General features: G+C 41.6%; 22 protein-coding genes. 13 read left to right on the top strand and 9 right to left on the bottom strand.

Annotated features, from left to right (window positions below; all coding sequences use genetic code 11):
- The gene (locus IPM71_05280; protein ID QQS52146.1) at nucleotides 1-1425 is read right to left on the bottom strand and encodes an MBOAT family protein; all 1425 of its coding nucleotides are present in this window, start codon (nucleotides 1423-1425) and stop codon (nucleotides 1-3) included.
- 75 nt (nucleotides 1426-1500) lie between these two features.
- On the opposite strand from IPM71_05280, the gene IPM71_05275 reads away from it, so the two are divergent.
- Together IPM71_05275 and IPM71_05270 are read left to right on the top strand one after the other, a co-directional pair.
- The gene (locus IPM71_05275) at nucleotides 1501-3237 is read left to right on the top strand and encodes a hypothetical protein (protein ID QQS52145.1); all 1737 of its coding nucleotides are present in this window, start codon (nucleotides 1501-1503) and stop codon (nucleotides 3235-3237) included.
- Nucleotides 3237-4325 carry a glycosyltransferase gene (locus IPM71_05270; protein QQS52144.1) on the top strand — a complete coding sequence of 363 codons (1089 nt, stop codon included), beginning with the start codon at nucleotides 3237-3239 and terminating at the stop codon, nucleotides 4323-4325. Before IPM71_05275 ends, IPM71_05270 begins: the two co-directional genes overlap by 1 nt.
- Here IPM71_05270 and IPM71_05265 read toward each other — a convergent pair whose 3' ends face one another.
- Nucleotides 4326-5216 carry a flippase-like domain-containing protein gene (locus IPM71_05265; GenBank protein ID QQS52143.1) on the bottom strand — a complete coding sequence of 297 codons (891 nt, stop codon included), beginning with the start codon at nucleotides 5214-5216 and terminating at the stop codon, nucleotides 4326-4328.
- Nucleotides 5213-5842 (bottom strand): NUDIX domain-containing protein, encoded by a 630-nt coding sequence (locus IPM71_05260; GenBank protein ID QQS52142.1) that lies wholly within the window; start codon nucleotides 5840-5842, stop codon nucleotides 5213-5215. The genes IPM71_05265 and IPM71_05260 overlap by 4 nt, the downstream gene beginning before the upstream one ends.
- A 98-nt stretch (nucleotides 5843-5940) precedes the next feature.
- Between IPM71_05260 and IPM71_05255 the strand changes: the two genes are divergently transcribed.
- On the top strand, nucleotides 5941-6573 hold the full coding sequence (locus IPM71_05255) for an orotate phosphoribosyltransferase (protein QQS52141.1): 633 nt from the start codon (nucleotides 5941-5943) through the stop codon (nucleotides 6571-6573).
- A gap of 74 nt (nucleotides 6574-6647) precedes the next feature.
- The gene (locus tag IPM71_05250; protein QQS52140.1) at nucleotides 6648-7052 is read left to right on the top strand and encodes a hypothetical protein; all 405 of its coding nucleotides are present in this window, start codon (nucleotides 6648-6650) and stop codon (nucleotides 7050-7052) included.
- Between the two features lie 25 nt (nucleotides 7053-7077).
- Here the strand turns inward: IPM71_05250 and IPM71_05245 are convergent, their stop codons facing one another.
- A complete protein-coding gene (locus tag IPM71_05245; protein QQS52139.1) occupies nucleotides 7078-7809 on the bottom strand; it encodes a biotin--[acetyl-CoA-carboxylase] ligase in 732 nt (243 codons plus the stop codon).
- A gap of 179 nt (nucleotides 7810-7988) precedes the next feature.
- On the opposite strand from IPM71_05245, the gene rsfS reads away from it, so the two are divergent.
- From rsfS to IPM71_05215, 6 genes are read left to right on the top strand one after another with little or no spacing between them, the layout of a single operon-like run.
- Nucleotides 7989-8351 carry a ribosome silencing factor gene (gene rsfS / locus IPM71_05240; protein QQS52138.1) on the top strand — a complete coding sequence of 121 codons (363 nt, stop codon included), beginning with the start codon at nucleotides 7989-7991 and terminating at the stop codon, nucleotides 8349-8351.
- Nucleotides 8352-8368: 17 nt separating this feature from the next.
- A complete protein-coding gene (gene ftsH / locus IPM71_05235) occupies nucleotides 8369-10504 on the top strand; it encodes an ATP-dependent zinc metalloprotease FtsH (protein QQS52137.1) in 2136 nt (711 codons plus the stop codon).
- Between the two features lie 27 nt (nucleotides 10505-10531).
- Nucleotides 10532-10735, top strand: coding sequence for a DUF2007 domain-containing protein (locus IPM71_05230; protein QQS52136.1), 204 nt, complete (start codon nucleotides 10532-10534; stop codon nucleotides 10733-10735).
- Nucleotides 10732-11544, top strand: a complete 813-nt coding sequence (locus tag IPM71_05225; GenBank protein QQS52135.1) for a phosphatidate cytidylyltransferase — start codon at nucleotides 10732-10734, stop codon at nucleotides 11542-11544. The genes IPM71_05230 and IPM71_05225 overlap by 4 nt, the downstream gene beginning before the upstream one ends.
- A complete protein-coding gene (locus IPM71_05220) occupies nucleotides 11541-12194 on the top strand; it encodes a phosphatidylserine decarboxylase family protein (protein ID QQS52134.1) in 654 nt (217 codons plus the stop codon). The genes IPM71_05225 and IPM71_05220 overlap by 4 nt, the downstream gene beginning before the upstream one ends.
- 24 nt (nucleotides 12195-12218) lie before the next feature.
- Nucleotides 12219-12638: a hypothetical protein gene (locus IPM71_05215; GenBank protein ID QQS52133.1), complete on the top strand. Its 420-nt coding sequence runs from the start codon at nucleotides 12219-12221 to the stop codon at nucleotides 12636-12638.
- A gap of 71 nt (nucleotides 12639-12709) precedes the next feature.
- Here the strand turns inward: IPM71_05215 and IPM71_05210 are convergent, their stop codons facing one another.
- The 5 genes from IPM71_05210 to hpt all read right to left on the bottom strand — a co-directional run bounded on the left by IPM71_05210 (nucleotide 12710) and on the right by hpt (nucleotide 16243).
- Nucleotides 12710-13453 carry a hypothetical protein gene (locus IPM71_05210; GenBank protein ID QQS52132.1) on the bottom strand — a complete coding sequence of 248 codons (744 nt, stop codon included), beginning with the start codon at nucleotides 13451-13453 and terminating at the stop codon, nucleotides 12710-12712.
- A gap of 7 nt (nucleotides 13454-13460) precedes the next feature.
- Nucleotides 13461-14033, bottom strand: a complete 573-nt coding sequence (locus IPM71_05205) for a phosphatase PAP2 family protein (protein ID QQS52131.1) — start codon at nucleotides 14031-14033, stop codon at nucleotides 13461-13463.
- 15 nt (nucleotides 14034-14048) lie between these two features.
- On the bottom strand, nucleotides 14049-15032 hold the full coding sequence (gene obgE, locus IPM71_05200; protein ID QQS52130.1) for a GTPase ObgE: 984 nt from the start codon (nucleotides 15030-15032) through the stop codon (nucleotides 14049-14051).
- Nucleotides 15033-15115: 83 nt separating this feature from the next.
- Nucleotides 15116-15691, bottom strand: coding sequence for an adenylate kinase (locus tag IPM71_05195; protein ID QQS52129.1), 576 nt, complete (start codon nucleotides 15689-15691; stop codon nucleotides 15116-15118).
- A 12-nt stretch (nucleotides 15692-15703) separates the two neighbouring features.
- Complete coding sequence (gene hpt / locus IPM71_05190; protein ID QQS52128.1) at nucleotides 15704-16243, bottom strand: hypoxanthine phosphoribosyltransferase; 540 nt, start codon at nucleotides 16241-16243, stop codon at nucleotides 15704-15706.
- Nucleotides 16244-16368: 125 nt separating this feature from the next.
- Here hpt and purE point away from each other — a divergent pair, with 125 nt between their 5' ends.
- The 3 genes from purE (at nucleotide 16369) to IPM71_05175 (ending at nucleotide 19817) form a co-directional block, all read left to right on the top strand.
- Nucleotides 16369-16875 carry a 5-(carboxyamino)imidazole ribonucleotide mutase gene (gene purE, locus IPM71_05185; GenBank protein QQS52127.1) on the top strand — a complete coding sequence of 169 codons (507 nt, stop codon included), beginning with the start codon at nucleotides 16369-16371 and terminating at the stop codon, nucleotides 16873-16875.
- Nucleotides 16876-17007: 132 nt separating this feature from the next.
- Nucleotides 17008-17838, top strand: a complete 831-nt coding sequence (locus IPM71_05180; protein ID QQS52126.1) for a hypothetical protein — start codon at nucleotides 17008-17010, stop codon at nucleotides 17836-17838.
- A complete protein-coding gene (locus IPM71_05175) occupies nucleotides 17835-19817 on the top strand; it encodes a helix-hairpin-helix domain-containing protein (protein QQS52125.1) in 1983 nt (660 codons plus the stop codon). Before IPM71_05180 ends, IPM71_05175 begins: the two co-directional genes overlap by 4 nt.
- The last annotated feature ends 41 nt before the right edge of the window (nucleotides 19818-19858 follow it).

Below are 19858 nucleotides of genomic sequence, written 5' to 3'. Positions count from 1 at the left end.
TTAAAATCTGAAGTAGATAAAAGGATTATAATTGCTACTTACAATCTGCGATAAGGATAGAATATATAAAACAATAACCACTGCAAGGCTTATTACAGTTACAGTTAATTGTTTGCTTCCCCGGTGAAAAATAATCTCCAGATTTTTTCCTGCACGTATAGATGAGCTAAAGGAAAAGAATACTGCTACCACAAATATCAGCCAAAAGCCAAAAGGAGAATTATTTACAGTGGGCAGGCTTATACCTCCGTATAGTAATTTGAAAAAATGCAAGCTTTCTGAAAAAGATTCGACTCTAAAAAACACCCACCCGTTTATTACCAGAAAAAAGGTAAATAACCATGAAAAACCTATACCGGCTTTTTTTAGCAGTTTTATTAAAAACAGTCTCTCCAATGCCAGAAACAAGCCATGATAAGCACCCCATATCACAAAGTTCCACGATGCTCCGTGCCACAAGCCGGAAATAAGAAACACCAGCCATAAATTAAAATAAAGCCTTAATTTATTATTTACCCGGTTACCTCCAAGGGGTATGTATAAATAATCACGCATCCAGTGGCCAAGGGTAATGTGCCACCGGCGCCAAAATTCAGTAATACTTTTTGAAGTATAGGGGCTGTCGAAGTTTTCGGGAAAAGTAAATCCAAACATACGTCCCAGGCCTATTGCCATATCGGAATAACCTGCAAAATCATAATAAATCTGAAAGGCATAGGAGAGAAGGGCTATCCAGGCTTCACCTGTGTTTCTGTCGATGAATGAATGATTAAAAAACGCATCGGCATATTCACCCAGAACGTTCGCAATTAGCACCTTTTTTGCCAAACCTATTCCAAACCGTATAAAGCCATTAATCCGGTCTGACATAAAATGTGTGCGTGCATTAAGCTGTTTAGCCACACTGTTGTAGCGCACAATAGGTCCGGCTATTAGCTGTGGGTACATGACAACATACAGCAAATAAAAGGCAGCGTTTTGGGCAGGCTGTGTGTTACCCCTGTAAATATCGATGCTATAAGTAATTTTCTGAAAAGTGAAAAACGATATACCAATGGGAAGGATAACCTTCGGCCAGTTAATTATTTTATCGCTGTGTGCCGAAACTAAAGCCAGGTTTAAATTTTCGATAAAGAAATTGGCATATTTAAAATAAAGGAGAAACAGCAGACTTATTAATACCGATATTGTCAGAATCAGTCTTTTGTAATGCATACTTTTACTTGTTACCATCATTTTTACCAGGTAAAAATCGATAATAACACTAATTGATAAGACCAGGGTGAATTTTGGTGCCCCCCAGGCATAAAATACAAGGCTAATGGCTAGCAGAAAATAATTTTTATATTTGAAGGGTAGCAAATAGTAGATTATCAGCGACAAAGGCAAGAACCATACAAGAAAGACAACACTGCTAAAAACCATTTGTAAGAAATTAGAAATAAAATGAGGCTAAGCTTAAATATTCATTATTTTCACGTTCAAAACTAACAACATTTAATGAAAAGATTTGGCAATTTCTTTCAACACCATTTATCTCGTTCATTTATTATTTTGCTATTCCCTGCCTTTTACATTATAAACTTCAGCCACCACAGCTGGGTAAAACCAGAAAATGTAATTGCCTGGGATGTAAAGTCGTATTATGCCTATCTTCCTGCAGCCTTTATTCATCGCGATTTATCGCTTGCCTTTACTGCCAAAAACCCTTCGGAATACAATAAATGGTATTGGCCGGTTATAACTCCAACGGGTAAAAAATGCATAGTTACCTCTATGGGTTTGTCGTTTTTGTATGCGCCGTTTTTTCTCGTGGGGCATGCAGTGGCAGCTTTTACACCCTTTGCCGACGATGGGTATTCCCAGCCATACGCCATGGCTTTGGTTTTCAGCGCTATGTTTTATGTGATCTTGGGCTTATGGTTTCTGCGAAAACTTTTGCTTCGTTACTTCGATGAATTGACAACCCTAATAACGCTAATTTTAGTGCTTTTTGGCACCAACCTTTTATACTATTCTAGCTGGTCGGCAGCCATGCCACACAGTTATAATTTCGGGCTGATCAGCTTGTTTCTCTACCTGATTGATAAGTGGCATGAAGGAATTAATTATAAGCGAACGGTAGGGTTGGGTTTGTTGTTTGGTTTAATAGTCCTAATCAGGCCAACGAATATTTTGGTACTTCTTTTACTCATTTTCTGGAACACCAGGGGTTTGAAAGATATTCATAAGCGTGTGCGATTCTTTCTCATCAATTATAAGCATGTATTGCTTATGCTTGTGGCTTTTTTATTGGTTTGGATGCCCCAATTTCTTTATTGGAAATTGGTAAGTGGTAAGTTTCTCTATTTTTCCTACAGCGGTATAGGTGGAAAGTTTTTCTGGAATAATCCCCAAATTGGTGAGATTCTCTTTAGTTTTAGAAAAGGATGGTACCTGTATACCCCGGTTATGTTGGTGGCAAGTATTGGAACTGTTTTAATGTTTAAATACTTAAAAGATAAGGCACTGCCGGTAGTATTATTTTTATTGATAAACATTTACCTTCAGGCATCCTGGTGGTGCTGGTGGTTTGGTGGTTCATGCGGCAATAGGGCATTTATAGATTCCTATGGTATTTTGGCTCTACCACTGGCAGTGGTAATTTATAAAGCTAAAAGTCTAAGATGGGCAGGTATGCCTGTATTTATAGTCATATTATTTTTAGGTTGGTATAATACTTTTCAGATTAAACAATACAACCATGGCTCCTTGCATTATTGGTGGATGTCGAAAACATCGTATCAGCTTGCTTTCTTTAAGAAGAATGCCCGACTTGGCTATTGGAGCGCAATTCCGGTGCCTGATTACACTAAAGCCAGAAAAGGGGTGTATGTTTCCGAAAACCTGATTACACGTTTCGAAGGATACCAAGGCATTAAAGTGGAGCCTAAAGAAATTATGCTGGCCATTAAGTCGGATATAAAGCCTACTGTTCGTCATCAGCGAATGGCAGAAAGGCATGCTATCAGCCTCGATTCGGCTTTAACTATTGCAGCTTATAACCGATATGAAAAAACTTGGTCAGTGGACAAATGGGTGAGGTTTATCGTGACTGAAAAATTAACCGATTCTTTAAAATCCGATACCCTTTGGCTTGACAACAATGTCCCCCAATGGAAGGAGCAAAGCGAAAAAAGTTTACTTGAACAAGTAAATAGCCTTGTGAAGGAAGAAATAAAAAATATAAAATTCTAATGCTGCACAATAAGACTATAGCGGTAGTGATACCGGCATACAACGAAGAAAATCAAATTCAGAGTGTAATTAAGGAAATCCCTTTATTTGTCGATCGAATTGTTGTAGTTAATGACGCTTCTCCTGATTCCACTGAATTGAAAATCAAAGAGCTCTTTTCATTTGCTGGATCCAGCAAATTGCCTGAATTAGTGGCAAAAAAAACAAGCAGTAAATATTACGCAGCCGATGAATTGCTGGCAAGGATTAATGAAGAGGAAAAGAAGTTTTTCCCCGATATGGAGATTGTTCAGCCGCACATCGATTCGAAACTTGTGCTAATTAACCTTAAATGTAATTCTGGTGTGGGGGCTACAATTGCGGCGGGCTATAAATGGGCAAAAGACAATAATATCGATTGCACAGCAGTAATGGCTGGCGATGGTCAGATGGATCCCGATGAACTTGAATCTATTTGTACACCTGTTGTAGTAGAAAATATAGATTATGTAAAAGGCGATAGGCTTTCGCACCCGAGTGCTGCCATTTTTATTCCACGAACCAGGTTTATTGGCAATAGTATTCTTACCATTCTTACTAAAATTGCATCAGGTTATTGGCATGTCACCGATACTCAAACGGGATATACAGCCATTTCAAACAGGGCTCTTAACTGCCTGAGGCTATACAAGATTTATCCCCGATATGGTATGCCTAACGATATGCTTGTAAAATTGAATGTGGCGAACTGCACTTTGCGCGAAATTGTAATTAAGCCAGTATATCATATTGGTGAAAAATCAAAAATGAAAGTCTTTAAGGTGATACCTAAGATTTCGCTACTTCTGCTCAAATCTTTCTTTAAGCGTATTTGGGTTAAATATTTTATTAAAAGTTTCCACCCTCTGTTTATCTTGTATCATATTGGATTTATATTGCTGGCGCTATCCATACCCTATGGAATTAAACTTATAGTAAAGGCTGCACAAGGGATTGATGCCAACCCTCTCACTGCACTTGCATTTGCCTTTACTTTTATCAGTGGGTTTCAATCTATTCTTTTTGCCATGTGGATGGATATTCAGGACAACGAACGCTTGAATAAATAACTACTTTTTTAGGTATTTGGCAGCTAAAGCCAGCAGAAAAATAAAAACTTCGCCGCTAATAAACCATAGTCGTGAGAGGGCTGATATGGTAATGGCTTCCTGCAAACCCAATCCGGTAGCTGCCAGGAAAGCCGATAAGATACCTTCTCTTACTCCGATTCCTCCTGGCGTAAACAAGGCAAGCACCCCGTAACTTACTGCAAGCGGAAAGGCAAAGGCATGCACCAGACTGGCTTCTGTGCTGAGTGATTGTATCAGAAAATAAAATCCTAAGGAGAAAAAAGTCCAATAGAGTAAGATATAAATGCCAAGACGAAGCGAAAGCTTAATGCTAATTACTGGAAGAAGAACTTTCTTTCGTAATATTTTCGCCATTATTCTTTCTGCAAATTGGTGCAAAGGCTGAACAAACAAGACAAGACCAAGTGCAAGGGCCGTGAGCAAAATAATCCAGACCCAATATTGATGTTGAAAGAAAAACACAGCGGGCAGAAATGAAATCAGCAAACCTATTAAGATGTAAAGAATCTGTTCCTTCAGCGACACAAAAGACAATTCGCTGACACCGACATTTCTCTGGTTGCCCACATAGGCCGCCCTGCCCAAAATCATCCATATTTTACCCGGCAGGTATTTGGCAAAAACTGAGAGTCCATGCGAAATCAAAGCTAATCGGGTATCTATTTTATAGCCATGATAAGTGAGGGCTCTTTGCCAGCTCACAGTGCTTAAGAAAAAACCTATCCAAAGTAAGAGGGTTGATACGATTAGCCATTGCCAGCTGAAAGTTATCGTCTGAAAACTTAAGTAATCAAGTTTTACAAGGTATACAATTAATAACACAAGGGAAAGGTAGAGTAGAATACGGAATATCCATTTGGAGTTTTTCATGAAACATCGGCCTCCTTTACCCCCAAATAGACAAAAATATCCTTTACCAGCGCATAGGTGTCTGCTAATGGAATATGCAGGTCTTTCGCCTTAAACCAGCGCACTTCCGATATGTCTTCTCCTGTTTCTGGCACAGGTGTTTCCCTGCCAGTATGTTCCATCTCAAACCAGTAGGTTTTTTTAAGGGCAAGGCCTTTTTTGTAGGGATATGTATGATAGGTCGAGAGCAATGGCTTTTTTATTTGCAAGTTATTCAGTCCGGTTTCTTCCATTACTTCCCTTAGAGCGGCTTGCTGGTAGTTCTCGTCTTTATCGACCTTACCCTTGGGCAAATCCCATTTACCCCGCCTGTATATGAACAGGAATTCATTTTTACTGTTTCTTACAACCCCTCCGGCCGCATCGATGCTACAAAAGCATTTGCGAAAGTCCTCACGCAGATGGTCAATGTCGTAATGGAAAAGAAAGAGCGATTTGATGGTGGTGAGTTTTGAATAAATGTCAATAATTTCTTCCAGGTCACCTTCGTCTTTGTATTTAAAAAACAGGCCATATCGCTCCTGGAATGTTTTGGAGAAATCGTCGGTAAGGTAAATGGCCCTGTCGTTAAAAAAAACTTTATACATTTGCTCCCTGTTTACCCTACTGGCAGGTCATTTTAATAAACCTACACTTACTTAGGGTATGTTACTAATAATTAAAAAATAACACTCATTTGCAAAGCATGAATAAGCGTCAGCAGGAAATCGCTCAATTGCTCCTACAAATTAAGGCAATTAAATTAAATCCGGCAACCCCTTTCGCCTGGGCTTCAGGCTGGAAATCGCCCATCTATTGCGATAACCGAAAGACACTTTCTTTCCCGGAGGTGCGAAATGTCATACGCGATGCTTTTGCAGAAATCATCCGAGAGAAATATCCGCAGGCCGAAGGTATTGTAGGCGTTGCCACAGGAGCCATTGCCCATGGCATACTGGTGGCCGATGTACTGGGTTTGCCTTTTTTGTATGTGCGCTCCAGTGCCAAAGACCATGGCATGCAAAACCTCATCGAGGGCGATTATAAAGTGGGTGGGAGGTATGTGGTCGTCGAAGACCTGATTTCTACCGGAGGCAGCAGCCTGAAGGCTGTGGATGCCTTACGCCAGGCAGGATGCGAAGTGCTGGGTATGGTAGCTATTTTTACCTATAATTTTCCAGCTGCCAACGAAAAATTTTCTGCAAATCAATGTACCCTCGATACCCTCAGTCATTACGATGCACTGATTGAACAGGCTTTACACAGTGGTTATGTAAAGGCTTCCGAGGTCGAAATCCTTCGTAAGTGGCGTTTATCTCCCGATACCTGGATGCAATAGATCTTTCAAATTCACACTTTATTGCGAAAGGTTTTTGTTTAATTCGCTTCTCAACTATTAAGAATCCCTCAGACATGAAACTTGAAAGCCGCTTCGGAAAAAGCAAATACAGCCCTAAGCAAGTATATTCCTTCATTACCGATTTCAATAATTTTAAGAATATGCTACCAGCGGATAAGGTGAAAGACTGGCAATCGGATAGTACTTCATGCAGTTTTTCTGTCGATCCCTTGGGAAAAACCGGCTTTAAGCTGGCGGATAAAATTGAATTCAGCAAAATACAACTCAATAGCATTGATCAATCGCCTTTTGCCTTTGGATTGACAATTTTCCTGAAAACCATATCAGACGAAGAGTCAGAGTTTCAGTTTGTATTCGATGCCGATATCAATCCTATGATTGCGATGATGGCCAAGACTCCGCTCACCAATTTGCTCGAAACACTGGTGAGTCGTATGGAGCAGCTCGATTTTTCATAGGAAGGAACCCTCATTCCTTTTGACTCTATAATAGATAAGATATTTCTCCAAATTCCAGGTGCAACAATTGCCCCTCACTTGTCTCGAAAAGCAGCCGACCATTGGGTTCTACCCCAAGAATACGACCATTTAAAATTCTATTTTTTAGCCCATAGGGGTGCCATTCTTTTAGTCGGTAGATTAAGGACACATACTCGTGGTAAATAATATCTTTTTTGCCTTTCTCGAAGTCCTCCCAGAGTGTATCGATATGTTGAGTAAGGCTAAGACACAACTCTTTTACCGGAAATGTATTCTCATGAATGTTTTTCATCGAAACCGGATTTGGAATTTCTTCGGGAAATTCGGTTTGGTTGACATTTAAGCCAATGCCCGCAATGGTATGGATAATTCTATCACGCAGCAGGGAATTTTCGATCAGGATTCCGGCGATTTTTTTATATTGAAAATAAATATCGTTGGGCCATTTAATCTGGCAGTCTATTCCCAGGTTATTCAGTAGATTCCTGACGGCCAAAGAGGTAATCATGGTAAGGAAAAAACTTTCGGAAGCAGCAAAGTTGGTTTCTCTGAAAAACGATACCAGAAGATTTTCGTGTGGCTTACTATGCCAGCTATGATCTCCCTGTCCGCGTCCAGAATCCTGAAAGGCTGCCATAATGGCTGTCTTGTCAGCAAGGGTTCCGGCCTGCAAGTACTGCTTTACCATTGTGCTGGTCGAGCTGCAGGTTTCTAATTCAATAATTTTCCATGCCATAAGGCAACAATTCTAGGTTTGGTATTGTTATTGAGGATAAAGGTAACTTCATTTTAAACAGATTCAAACCTGAATAAGGCAGAAGCCAAGTTGAAATGGAGCTTTTTTATTTAGAGAGAGAAGGATGTTTGTGCAAAAAATCATTTAAGTTTGTGAAAAATTTAACGAAGCATATTTAATTGGAGAACAACAATTTACTAGTTAACACAATCGTCGAGGGAATTCTCGACAAAAAAGGGAGAGAAATCGTTCTTTTGAATCTTGAAAAAGTCGGAAACGCCTATAATAATCACTTTATAATTTGTCAGGCCGAATCGAATACACAAGTGAGTGCCATTGCCGAATCGGTGGAACGAAAAGTAAAGGAAAGCTTAAAAATAAAGGTACACCACCGCGAGGGGCTTGAGAATTCAATCTGGGTTTTACTGGATTTTTACGACGTACTTGTACACGTTTTTCAAACCGATTATAGAAAGTACTACCGATTGGAAGAATTATGGGGCGATGCCCAAATATCGCGTATAGAAGAGAGTTTTATATAAATAGTATATTATAACAGATGGCAAACAACGATACCAACAGCAACCAAAACGAGAATCCTCAACCGAAGAATCCAAATCCGGAAAATGGGTTTGACAATTTTCCGAAGAAAAATAACAATAACCGCTTCAACTCGTACCTGATTCCGGCCATGATTGGCTTTACCTTGCTGCTGATGTTTTTCTTCAGTGGCCAGCGCGAACCTATCGATACAAGCTGGAAAACAGTGCGAGATGACTTTTTGGCCAACAAAGAGGTAGAAAAGCTTACCATTATTAACCAGACCTATGTCGAAGTTACTATAAAAGCCGATAAGCTCGATCAGCCCAAGCACCGTGAAGTTACTGCCCGGGGTATCAAGCAGCTTGCTAAAACAGGCCCTCACTATAAATTTACCATTGCTTCAGTGGATCGGTTTACCGAAAACCTCGACGAAGCACAAAAGGAACTACCAGTTACAGATCGCATCGAACCCGGAGCAGAATATCGAAAAGATATGTTTGGCGAAGTGTTGGGATGGTTATTACCGCTTGCCATTCTGGTGATAATCTGGGTAGTCATTTTCCGCAGAATGAGTGCTGGCTCAGGTGGAGCGGGTGGTCCTGGCGGAATATTCAATGTAGGCAAATCGCGCGCGAAGATTTTCGATAAAGAAACCAGCGTAAAAGTCGATTTTAAAGATGTTGCCGGCCTCGAAGAAGCCAAAGTGGAGATTCAGGAAATTGTTGAATTCCTTAAGAAACCCAAGAAATACACCGAATTGGGAGGAAAGATTCCGAAAGGAGCTTTGTTGGTAGGCCCTCCAGGTACAGGGAAAACACTCCTGGCGAAGGCAGTAGCCGGCGAAGCCAATGTGCCTTTTTTCAGTATGTCGGGTTCCGATTTTGTGGAAATGTTTGTAGGTGTGGGCGCCTCAAGGGTGCGAGACCTCTTTAAGCAGGCTAAGGATAAGGCTCCGTGCATTATCTTTATCGATGAGATTGATGCCATAGGCCGTGCCCGTGGTAAAAACCCCAACATGGGGGCCAATGATGAGCGGGAAAACACACTAAATCAGTTACTCACCGAAATGGATGGTTTTGCTACCAACACAGGAGTAATTGTTCTGGCAGCCACCAACCGTGCCGACATTCTCGACCGTGCTCTTCTGCGTGCTGGTCGTTTCGACCGTCAGATTCATGTGGAACTTCCCGACTTAAACGAACGAAGAGATATCTTCAAGGTACACCTTCGCCCCATTAAACTCGATAAAAAAGTCGACGTAGAATTTCTGGCCAAACAAACCCCTGGTTTTTCAGGTGCCGATATTGCCAATGTGTGCAACGAGTCGGCACTGATTGCGGCCCGAAAAAACAAACAGGTAGTTGAAAAGCAAGACTTCCTCGATGCTGTCGATCGCATTGTAGGTGGTCTTGAGCGCAAAAATAAAATCATAACCCGTCAGGAAAAGCGAACCATTGCCTTTCATGAAGCTGGCCATGCAACGGTAAGCTGGTTGCTCGAACATGCCAATCCGCTGGTGAAAGTGACTATTATACCCAGGGGTAAGGCTCTTGGGGCAGCCTGGTACCTGCCGGAAGAAAGACAGATTACAACCAAAGAACAACTCCTCGACGAAATGTGCGCCACACTTGGTGGACGGGCTTCGGAAGAAATCAATTTCAACCGTTTTTCAACAGGCGCCTTAAATGACCTCGAACGGGTTACCAAACAGGCGTATGCTATGGTTTCTTATTTTGGCTTAAGTGAAAAAATTGGTCACCTGAGTTTCTATGACTCCTCCGGACAGGGTGAGTTTGCTTTTACAAAGCCTTATAGCGAAAAAACTGCCGAGTTAATTGATGAGGAAACGAAGAAAATAATCTCTCAACAATATCAGCGTGCGATAAAAACTTTAAAGGAAAATAAAGAAGGCTTGGTAAAATTAGGAGATCGACTGCTTGAGAAGGAAGTGCTTTTTGCCGAAGACCTGGAAGAAATTTTTGGTCCCCGGAAAATGGTTCCTGAGGAACAGATCGGCCTTTTTACCAATGGTGACAACAAATTGGCACCAGCTCAGGAAGTTAAACCAGAAATTGTTGTAAAAACTAAGCCAGTACGAAAACCTGCCGTAAGTAAACCTAAGGCGGTTACCCGTAAGAAAAAGGAAGAATAAACAAAAATAGTTTAATCAGCACAATCGATGAGCGATGAGTGGACCCTTGTTTATTCCTCGCAATTTCGGTATCATGCCGAACTGGTGAGGCACATGCTTGAGGACAATTTGATTACTGCTGTAATTATGGATAAGCAGGATTCGAACTATGGCATTGGAAACATCGAAGTGTATGTAAGGCCATCTGAGGCTTTACGTGCAAGGCATTTAATTTCAAAAACTGAGTTTTGAAAACACTCCATATCCGCAGCATTTCCGCAATTGTGTATGTAATTTTAATAGCAGCCAGCATACTTTTACACAAATCTGCTTTTGCTTCTGTGTTGTTGATTTTTAATCTGCTGGCCATGCAGGAATTTTTTGCCATGCAGAAACAACGATCTGCCTTGCGAATTCCAGCTCTTACTCTTGGTTCAGCAGGATTTGTTTTTTCACACCTTGTTTTGTCTTTTGGATTTAATCAGGAATGGCTTGCACTCTTGCTGTTAATTCCTGTTATTCTTTTATTATTCTCACTTTTTAGTAAACAAGAGAATGTACTCCCTGATTTATTTTCGGCAATATTCGGCATTGCATACATCACTCTGCCTCTTATGTTGCTTAACCACATTAATCTTAAGGCAGAAGGTCCGTTTTCTCCTATCATTTTTGCCATGTTTTTTATTATCTGGGCCAATGATGTATTTGCTTATCTGACAGGCATGGCGATTGGAAGGCATAAAATTTTCGAAAGAATATCGCCAAAGAAAACCTGGGAAGGTTTTTTTGGAGGTTTAGTGGCCTCACTTATTGTTGGGTACCTGAGCTTAAGCCTGACTGGCGGCATTGAACTTTGGCTCTGGATAATCATCAGTGGACTGATAGCGATGGCAAGTGTACTGGGCGATTTTGCAGAGTCGCTATTGAAAAGAACCTATGGGGTAAAAGACTCCGGTAAGCTTATCCCTGGCCATGGTGGTGTGCTCGACCGCATCGATTCGCTGCTTTTTGTAGTGCCGGTGTTATACGTTTGTTTAAAAATAATTAACCAGATACAATGAAAATTCATCGTGAAGGAAGAATCATCATTCCTATTACCCTTATCTTGCTGCTTGTGTTAACCGTATTGTTGCACAAGTTTTTTCAACCTTTGGTGGCTGCAGGCATGTTGTTGCCCTTTGTAGTAATTACTTTTTTAGTAATTTGGTTTTTCAGGATACCTGTTCGCAAAGTGATTGCATCTGCGGATAAAGTGATTGCTCCTGCCGACGGTAAAATTGTGGTCATCGAAAAAACTACCGAAACGGAATACCTGAAACGCGAATGCATTCAAGTGTCGATTTTTATGTCGCCCCTGAATGTGCATCAGAATGTGTATCCTTTGTCGGGTACAGTATGCTATACCCAATACCATAAAGGAAAATATCTTGTGGCCTGGCATCCAAAATCGTCTACCGAAAACGAGCGTTCGACCGTGGTGGTAAAAACAGCCTCTGGTACCGAAGTGCTTTTCCGACAGATAGCCGGAGCTGTTGCACGTCGTATTTGCACCTATGCCAAGGTAGGTGATAAGGCTGAACGGGGCGAAGAGTTTGGCTTTATTAAATTTGGTTCGAGGGTTGATATTTTCCTTCCGACCGATGCCAGGATTCTTTGTAAAGTGGGCGATATATCTAAAAATAAGCTCACTGTGCTGGCTGAGTTAAAATAGAATAAAATAGTTAAAAAGTCAGTTATGAGACGGTTTTTACTCTTCATTACTTCGAGTGCAATTTTCACTTTGTTGCTGGTCGTGTTAAGTTTTTTAATTAATGAATTGTGGTTAGGTAAGGTGCACGATGAATTTGCCTTTTTTCGGTCCGAAACCGATTGGAGAGTGAACCCCGGGTTGTTGATTACCTCCTTTGTCTGGGCGGTTTTACTGCATGCGAGCTACCTTTACTTTGGAGAAAGAATCAGAATCGAAAACCGTTTCTTGCAAGGAATGGTTTATGGTTTACTTGTCTATATTTTTTTCGTCGCTTTCCAGGAAATTTATTACTACCAATTTATCAGTTTCGATATCATGATTACAGTGGGTAGTCTTGTTCATTATTTTCTAACCTTTACCCTAGGGGGTGGGTTGATGGCAGTTTTTTTAAAGCGAAATAGCTGAACCCTATGGAAGCATAAATTCTGAGTAGATGACTCAAAGATTTAAAGCTTGTATCAATTCTTTGGAATTTCTTACTGAGTTAAAAACTGTCCCCTAAAAAACACCTTCTCATTTTCTTCCGTGCACAATTGGAAGCGAATAAAACCGCCGGAAAGATATTGTTTTTGCATCAGGGCTTTTTGCCCAAAAGTAAGTTCTTTTAAAAAGTTGAGGGTGAGTCCGCAAATTTGTTTGTTTCTCAGTGAATTAGGTGAGAAAGTATCAAACATCCAATCTACATAGCGTGTGGTGGTCAAATGCTGGTTAATGTCAACATCGCTATACCTAACCTGAAATAGATATTCCTCAGCAGCTTCGGAATTAAAGTCCACGATAGGCACCAATTCCTCAAATGCATGCTTTTTCTGATTAAAGGAAAATACTTCGTTTTCGGGATCGTGCAAACGGGGCCTTCTTTTTTCGACATCGATAAGCAGCCATGTTGAGGTGGCTTTACCAATCGGGGTATTTTCGTGATCGAAGATTGAATAATCGCGCAGGTAGTATAGACGGTGGATGCTCTTCGGCCATGTTTCAATGGTGATGGTATCGAGCCAGGCAGGCATTCGTTTCATTTCGATGTGCAAGCCGGAAAGCACCCATACCAGTTTGTGCTCCATAAGATTGTCAGGTCCCCAACCTAAATTTGTAGCATGTTTCCAGGCTATTTGTATCAAGAAATTGGTGAGGGAGGAGTAGCGGAGTTTATGATCCAGGTCGGCATCGGCCGAGCTAACCAAAAAATCTTGCCGGTACTGGTAATCCGATTTTTGCACCTTTTAGTTATGTTTTTCTGTTTTCCAGTTTATTCTGCACTAAAATCAATAATTGGTATATCAACCAACCAATCAGCGCTCCAAGCAATGCTCCACCCAGAATATCACCAGGGTAATGAACTCCCAGGTATATCCGGCTGTATGATACGAAAATGGCCCAAATGACCATAAAGGCGCTAAACCATTTATTCCGGAAAACAAGTGAGAGAAAAACTGCAAGGGCAAAACTATTGGCTGCATGGCTCGATACAAATCCATAAGGCCCTCCGCGGTAATCATTCAGAATATGAATGCTGTTTTTTAGCGCATTCACATGCGAAGGGCGCAACCGTTTTACATTGTCCTTAATCAGATTCGACGAGACCTGATCGGCCATTGTAATGAGAAGTACGATGGCAATTATTACAGGGATGCTTTTCCATTTATACCGATAGATGAGAAAGGCCAGAATAAGCGCATAGAGTGGTATCCATTCGGTTTTACCAGAAACAAACCACATGACCTTATCCCAAGCTTCGGAATGGAAGCCGTTGAGCCAAAGAAACAGGTTTGTATCGAGGGTAAGAATTTTGTCGAGCATACCGTGTGAGCGTATTTAAAATTGTTGCCAGAGCAAATCCTTGAGTTTTTCGGTATTGTAACCGGTCATCGATGAGATAAAGATATACGGAATGGCTGGCAGGTCTTTGCGAATTTCATCCATTAGTTCCTTATCGAGCAGATCGGATTTGGTAATTGCCAGCACACGTTTTTTATCGAGCAGTTCTGGGTTATATTTCTCCAATTCTTTAAGCAGAATGCGGTAATCACCAGCAACATCTTTTGAGTCGGCAGGAATCATAAACAGGAGAGTCGAATTTCGTTCGATATGACGTAGAAATCTTATTCCCAATCCTTTTCCCTCCGCTGCCCCCTCAATAATCCCTGGTATATCGGCCATTACAAACGACTGGTCGTTACGGTAAGGTACAATGCCCAGGTTAGGAGCCAGGGTTGTGAAGGCATAATCGGCGATTTTAGGTTTAGCTGCCGATATGGAGGCCAGTAAAGTCGATTTTCCGGCATTCGGAAAGCCTACCAATCCTACATCGGCCAGAATTTTTAATTCAAGAATATAATAACCCTCCACCTCGGGTTCGCCGGGTTGAGCATAGCGTGGCGCCTGGTTGGTGGGTGATTTAAAGTGCGTATTTCCAAGCCCTCCACGACCACCCTTTACTAAAATTCTCTCCTGGTCGTGCTCGGTTACTTCGAACAGAGTTTCGCCTGTTTCGGCATTTTTGGCGATGGTACCTAGCGGAACTTCTACATACACATCTTCTCCATCAGCACCAGTTTTCATTGCTCCGCTGCCGGAAGTGCCACTGCCTGCATGAATGTGTTTTTTGTAACGCAGATGCAAAAGAGTCCACATGTTGCGGTTGCCGCGTAAAATTACATGACCGCCTCTTCCACCATCACCTCCATCTGGTCCTCCTTTTGGTACGAATTTCTCTCGTCGGAAATGCGCCGAACCTGCCCCTCCGCGGCCTGAGCGACAAAATATTTTTATATAGTCAACAAAATTTGAATCTGCCATTGAACACTACTTTCTGTATTAAGGATAAACAAGGCAGCAAAGATAAGCTTTTATATAAGAATGCCGGCAGGTTGCTTACTTGGTTATTTTATCTGGTCGATAGCAGTGCACAAACGGCTGAAAATTTCATCGATGCTTCCTACTCCGTCTATAGCCTGGTATTTGTTAAGCTGATCGTAGTAGTCGATTACAGGTGCCGTTTCTTTGTTGTAAACCTTGATACGGTTTTCTATTACTGCACGGTTTTGGTCATCGGCTCTGCCTGAGTCTTTTCCACGCAGCAAAAGTCTTTTTATCAGCTCTTCGTCATCCACATATAAAGCGAGCATGGCACTTATAGAAGCATCTTTTTTTTGTAACATAGTTGTGAGTGCTATGGCCTGGGCGGTTGTGCGCGGAAATCCATCGAAGATAAATCCTCTGGCCTTGCTGTTGGCATCTATTTTAGCCTCAATCATACCAATTACTACCTGATCGGAAACCAGTTCACCCTTATCCATTGCTTTTTTTGCTTCGAGGCCCAGGGGTGTTTGTGTGGCAATTTCGCGTCGTAAAATATCGCCAGTAGAAAGATGAACCAACTGGTATTTCTCTAACAGCATTTCGGCCTGAGTTCCTTTGCCTGCACCCGGAGGGCCAAAGAGTACAATGTTTAACATATAAGCAGATTATTAAGGGTGAATAATTGTGTAAATACTATTAAGGTTTCTTCCATAACCATCGTAATCGAGACCGTAACCAATGATAAAATCGTTAGGGATGCTAAAACCAAGGTAATCAATTTTGTAATGATAAAGATAGGAGTCGGGCTTGAACAACAGTGAGGCTATTTTAATTTCGGCAGGCTCGAAACTTGCAAGTTGTTTCAATGCCGAGTCAAGTGTATGTCCAGTATCAACAATATCCTCTACCAGCACAACGGTTTTACCTTTAATAATTTCGTTCAACCCTATAAGTTGTTTAATCTGTCCACTGCTGGAAGTTCCCTGGTAAGAAGCCATTTTTAGAAAAGAAATACGGCTATGAAGTGTAACTTGCCGGTACAAATCGCTGGCAAACATAAAGGCTCCGTTCAAGATGACAACAAATACAAGTTCGCGATTGCGGAGATCGTCATTAATCTGATCTGCGAGACTGCTTATGCGCAGTTGTATTTCCGACGAAGGAATGCTTATGCGAAATTTTTTCTGGTTTAGAACAACCTCTTTCATCAGGGTTTAATTAAAATATGAGCCACGAAAATAAGCAATCTGAATAATTTAGCCCGTAGGAATCGTAATATTTCTGTGCTTTCACGATCTTTGTAAACATATCAAACAAAAGAACCAGATAGAATATGAATCCAAAAGTAAGCATTATCATGGGGAGCACTTCCGATCTGCCGGTTATGAAAAAGGCTGCTGATTTCCTGAACGATATGGAAATACCTTTTGAAATAAACGCCTTATCGGCTCACCGGACACCTGAAGAAGTAGAAAAGTTTGCAAAAAATGCAGAAGAAAGAGGAATACAGGTAATTATTGCAGCAGCAGGAATGGCTGCCCACCTTCCAGGTGTTATTGCGTCCATGGTAAAAATTCCGGTAATAGGGGTACCCATTAAAGCTAGTTTAGATGGTTTGGATGCCTTATTGGCCATTGTACAAATGCCTCCGGGCATACCGGTAGCCACCGTGGGTATCGATGGGGCGCAAAATGCCGGCATTCTCGCAGCACAGATCATTGCTACCGGCAATGCCGAAATTGCAGCCAAACTGACTGTGTTTAAAAGTAGTCTCAAGGAAAAGATTGTACAAGCCAATCAGGAACTCAAAGAAATTAAATACAAATACAAAACCAATTAACTTTCAGATCAATAATTGAATAGCCTGTTCCGTATCAATTCGGGGCAGGCTTTTTTTTATTCCGGAAAAGTTTTAATTTGCCTTTCAGATACTAGTTCCGTTTCCTTAAGAAAAAACCATTCCCTATAGGCCATGAAAACACAGATCGTTGGTTTTCTGGCAGTGTGGTCAATAAGTCTTACTTCCTTTGCATCGCAGGATCCTATTTTTCCAGGAGCGCGCGAAGGTGCCATGGCTCAATCTGTATTGAGTCTTGATAGTCCATGGGCTGTGTACCACAATCCTGCCGGAATAGCAACCGCCACAAGCGGCAGCTTCTCTTTTTGCCATACAAACAGGTACCTCATACACGAGCTTTCCAGGCATGCTATGGCTGGAGTACTTCCTGCCTCCGGAGGAGCATTTGGATTGGCTTATACCTATACGGGAACCCCGGAATACAACGAGCAACTAATAGTGCTGGCTTATGCGCATCAATTATCGGACAAACTAGAGGCAGGCATTGGATTCAACGCCCATTCGGTATGGATGCCGGCAGATTATGGACAAGACTTTGCACTAACTGGCAGCCTTGGCCTGCTTGCCAGACCTGTAAAACAGCTTTCGGTGGGTTTGCACCTGGTAAATCTTGCAAATGCCCATTATCAAAAGTATAATTTTGAAGCACCTCCCACTTTTTTTCGTGGCGGACTTACCTGGCAAAGCGGGCCATTACTTGCCGCTACCAGCGTGATGATTCAGAAACATGGTAATACAGAACTTAGCATGGGTACTGAATTTCAGGCTATACGAAATCTGGCTGTGAGGTTGGGTGTTTCTTCCTCGGAGGCCATGAGTATTACTTTTGGCCTTGGCTATTCCGATACACGCTGGAGTGCCGATCTGGCTTTTATGCGACATCCATTACTGGGTTTTTCCAGCATGTTTTCTCTTGACATTCGAATTGGAAAAATACCGCAATGAGAATAAGGTGCTTATGTATGATTCTGGCTTGCCTGGCAACCCTTCAAATGGCTGCACAGCCTGCTCAGGGCCATTTGGCTGATTGGCTCGAGTCGATGTTGGAGTCTTCTTCCGGACTTATTGATAAAGATGAGGATGGATTCGAACTATTGGTAACCGACCTGGAGGAGTTGTATTTAAATCCCTTAAACCTCAATACAGCCACTGGGCTCGATCTCGAAAAATTACGTCTTTTAACTCCTTTTCAGATTAAATCGCTGCTTGACTACAGGCAGAAAATGGGTAAAATAATTTCTATCGACGAACTACATTATGTGTTTGGATTTGATGTGCATACAGTAGAATTAATTCGACCCTTTGTGGCGATAGGTCCCCCCGAGGGTTATAAATCAAAAGGCTTGGAAAGTCTGAAGCACGAGGGACTCTTTCGCATTTCGCAGCAAAACATTAATTCAGAAAACTTTACAGGGAATGCTCAAAAGATGTACTTCCGATACAAGACTGGCACTTATGCCGGTTTTCAGGCTGGAGTCTTGGCAGAAAAGGATGCGGGTGAAGATTTCTTTGCGGGAACCAACCCCGGTGGATTCGATCATTATTCAGGCTTTTTTTCCTATAAAGGCAATGGATTTATCAAAAATATTATCATGGGCGATTACAAGCTAAGTGTCGGACAGGGGCTGCTCATGTGGAATGGATATACTTCAGGCAAATCGACCGAAGTTTTACAAGTACAAAAACGTGGGCAATGGATAAGAGGAAATAGCACAGCCGATGAGTATCAGTTTCTACGTGGTGGGGCTATCACTTTCGGCACAAGAAGTTTTACACTTGGTATTTTTACTTCGCAAAAGAAACTGGATGCCTCGCTTGATACTACTTCAGAAGAACAAGCAATCACTACCATTCGCGAAACAGGTTATCACCGCACACTGGCCGAACAGCACCCGGAAAACAATATCACCGAGCAGTGTGCAGGAGTCAGGCTTAATTATACTGGTTCTGCTCTGTCATGGGGGATTAACAGCATTATTACCAATTACAGCTTGCCATTTGCAGTTTCAGATAAAATCTATCGATTACCCGAATCGGGCAAACAACAGTTTCGTGGTATTTCGTTCGATTACAGGTATCTTCAACAGAATATTCAGTTATTTGGCGAAATTGCCCAATCCAATGGCCAAATGGCTTTTTTGCAAGGCATCAACCTGATGCCAGTTTCGAACCTTCATGCGAGTGTTTTTTATAGGTTTTACCACGAGATGTATTATACACCCTATTTCAATGCCATAGCTGAGGGAAGCTCAGGTAGCGGTGAAGAGGGTCTTTTTGCAGGTTTACAATACTCGTCTGGCACAAGGTTTAAAATTTCTGCTTATGCCGACTTGTTTTCTTTTCGTAGGGCACGTTATCAGGTCGATGGCCCATCTTATGGGAAAGAATACCTCATGGAAGGGCTTATTCGTCCTGCCCAGGGATTAGAGATTTTATTAAGGTACAAATTCGAATCAAAACTATTGAACCAGTCCGATACAAGTAGCCAGAAGCTTGCTTTTCAGAAGCTATTTGAAAAACATGCAGTACGCATTCATCTTCGCTATAATTTAAGCGAAGCATTGGCTATGGCAACTCGCTGTGAGGTTTCCAAAAGCGGATATTCCGAAACAGAACCATTTTTGGGATACCTTTTATATCAGGATATATTTTTCAGGAAAATAGAAAAACTTCAATTCACTGCCAGGTATGCCTGGTTCGATGCCCGTGAATACTCTTCGCGTATTTATGCCTACGAGCATAACTTGCGTTATGTATATTCTATGCCCGCCTATTACGGTAAAGGCACTCGCACTTACCTGATGGCACACTATCAACCTTCCAAATCTCTTATGGCAACCCTGCGCTGGTCGTGCACCAGTTATTTCGAAACAGGCATAGCATCATTGCACGAAGTGTCGTTTCAGTGCATATTCCGTTTCTGATGGAAGGAAGAATTTTAGATGTGACTAATTATCTGTAATAG

The organism is Bacteroidota bacterium (assembly GCA_016699695.1).
Classification (GTDB): domain Bacteria; phylum Bacteroidota; class Bacteroidia; order Bacteroidales; family UBA10428; genus UBA10428.
The sequence above is the reverse complement of the archived record's forward strand: the minus strand, read 5'-3'. Positions and strand labels throughout refer to the sequence as shown.

Coding starts and splice junctions, on each gene's coding strand:
- IPM71_05175 (QQS52125.1), top strand. CDS start 17,835: ATGAGAATAAGGTGCTTATGTATGATTCTGGCTTGCCTGGCAACCCTT.
- IPM71_05270 (QQS52144.1), top strand. CDS start 3,237: ATGCTGCACAATAAGACTATAGCGGTAGTGATACCGGCATACAACGAA.
- IPM71_05180 (QQS52126.1), top strand. CDS start 17,008: ATGAAAACACAGATCGTTGGTTTTCTGGCAGTGTGGTCAATAAGTCTT.
- IPM71_05220 (QQS52134.1), top strand. CDS start 11,541: ATGAAAATTCATCGTGAAGGAAGAATCATCATTCCTATTACCCTTATC.
- obgE (QQS52130.1), bottom strand. CDS start 15,032: ATGGCAGATTCAAATTTTGTTGACTATATAAAAATATTTTGTCGCTCA.
- purE (QQS52127.1), top strand. CDS start 16,369: ATGAATCCAAAAGTAAGCATTATCATGGGGAGCACTTCCGATCTGCCG.
- IPM71_05230 (QQS52136.1), top strand. CDS start 10,532: ATGAGCGATGAGTGGACCCTTGTTTATTCCTCGCAATTTCGGTATCAT.
- IPM71_05205 (QQS52131.1), bottom strand. CDS start 14,033: ATGCTCGACAAAATTCTTACCCTCGATACAAACCTGTTTCTTTGGCTC.
- IPM71_05275 (QQS52145.1), top strand. CDS start 1,501: ATGAAAAGATTTGGCAATTTCTTTCAACACCATTTATCTCGTTCATTT.
- IPM71_05215 (QQS52133.1), top strand. CDS start 12,219: ATGAGACGGTTTTTACTCTTCATTACTTCGAGTGCAATTTTCACTTTG.
- IPM71_05265 (QQS52143.1), bottom strand. CDS start 5,216: ATGAAAAACTCCAAATGGATATTCCGTATTCTACTCTACCTTTCCCTT.
- IPM71_05245 (QQS52139.1), bottom strand. CDS start 7,809: ATGGCATGGAAAATTATTGAATTAGAAACCTGCAGCTCGACCAGCACA.
- ftsH (QQS52137.1), top strand. CDS start 8,369: ATGGCAAACAACGATACCAACAGCAACCAAAACGAGAATCCTCAACCG.
- IPM71_05195 (QQS52129.1), bottom strand. CDS start 15,691: ATGTTAAACATTGTACTCTTTGGCCCTCCGGGTGCAGGCAAAGGAACT.
- IPM71_05280 (QQS52146.1), bottom strand. CDS start 1,425: ATGGTTTTTAGCAGTGTTGTCTTTCTTGTATGGTTCTTGCCTTTGTCG.
- IPM71_05250 (QQS52140.1), top strand. CDS start 6,648: ATGAAACTTGAAAGCCGCTTCGGAAAAAGCAAATACAGCCCTAAGCAA.
- IPM71_05260 (QQS52142.1), bottom strand. CDS start 5,842: ATGTATAAAGTTTTTTTTAACGACAGGGCCATTTACCTTACCGACGAT.
- hpt (QQS52128.1), bottom strand. CDS start 16,243: ATGAAAGAGGTTGTTCTAAACCAGAAAAAATTTCGCATAAGCATTCCT.
- IPM71_05255 (QQS52141.1), top strand. CDS start 5,941: ATGAATAAGCGTCAGCAGGAAATCGCTCAATTGCTCCTACAAATTAAG.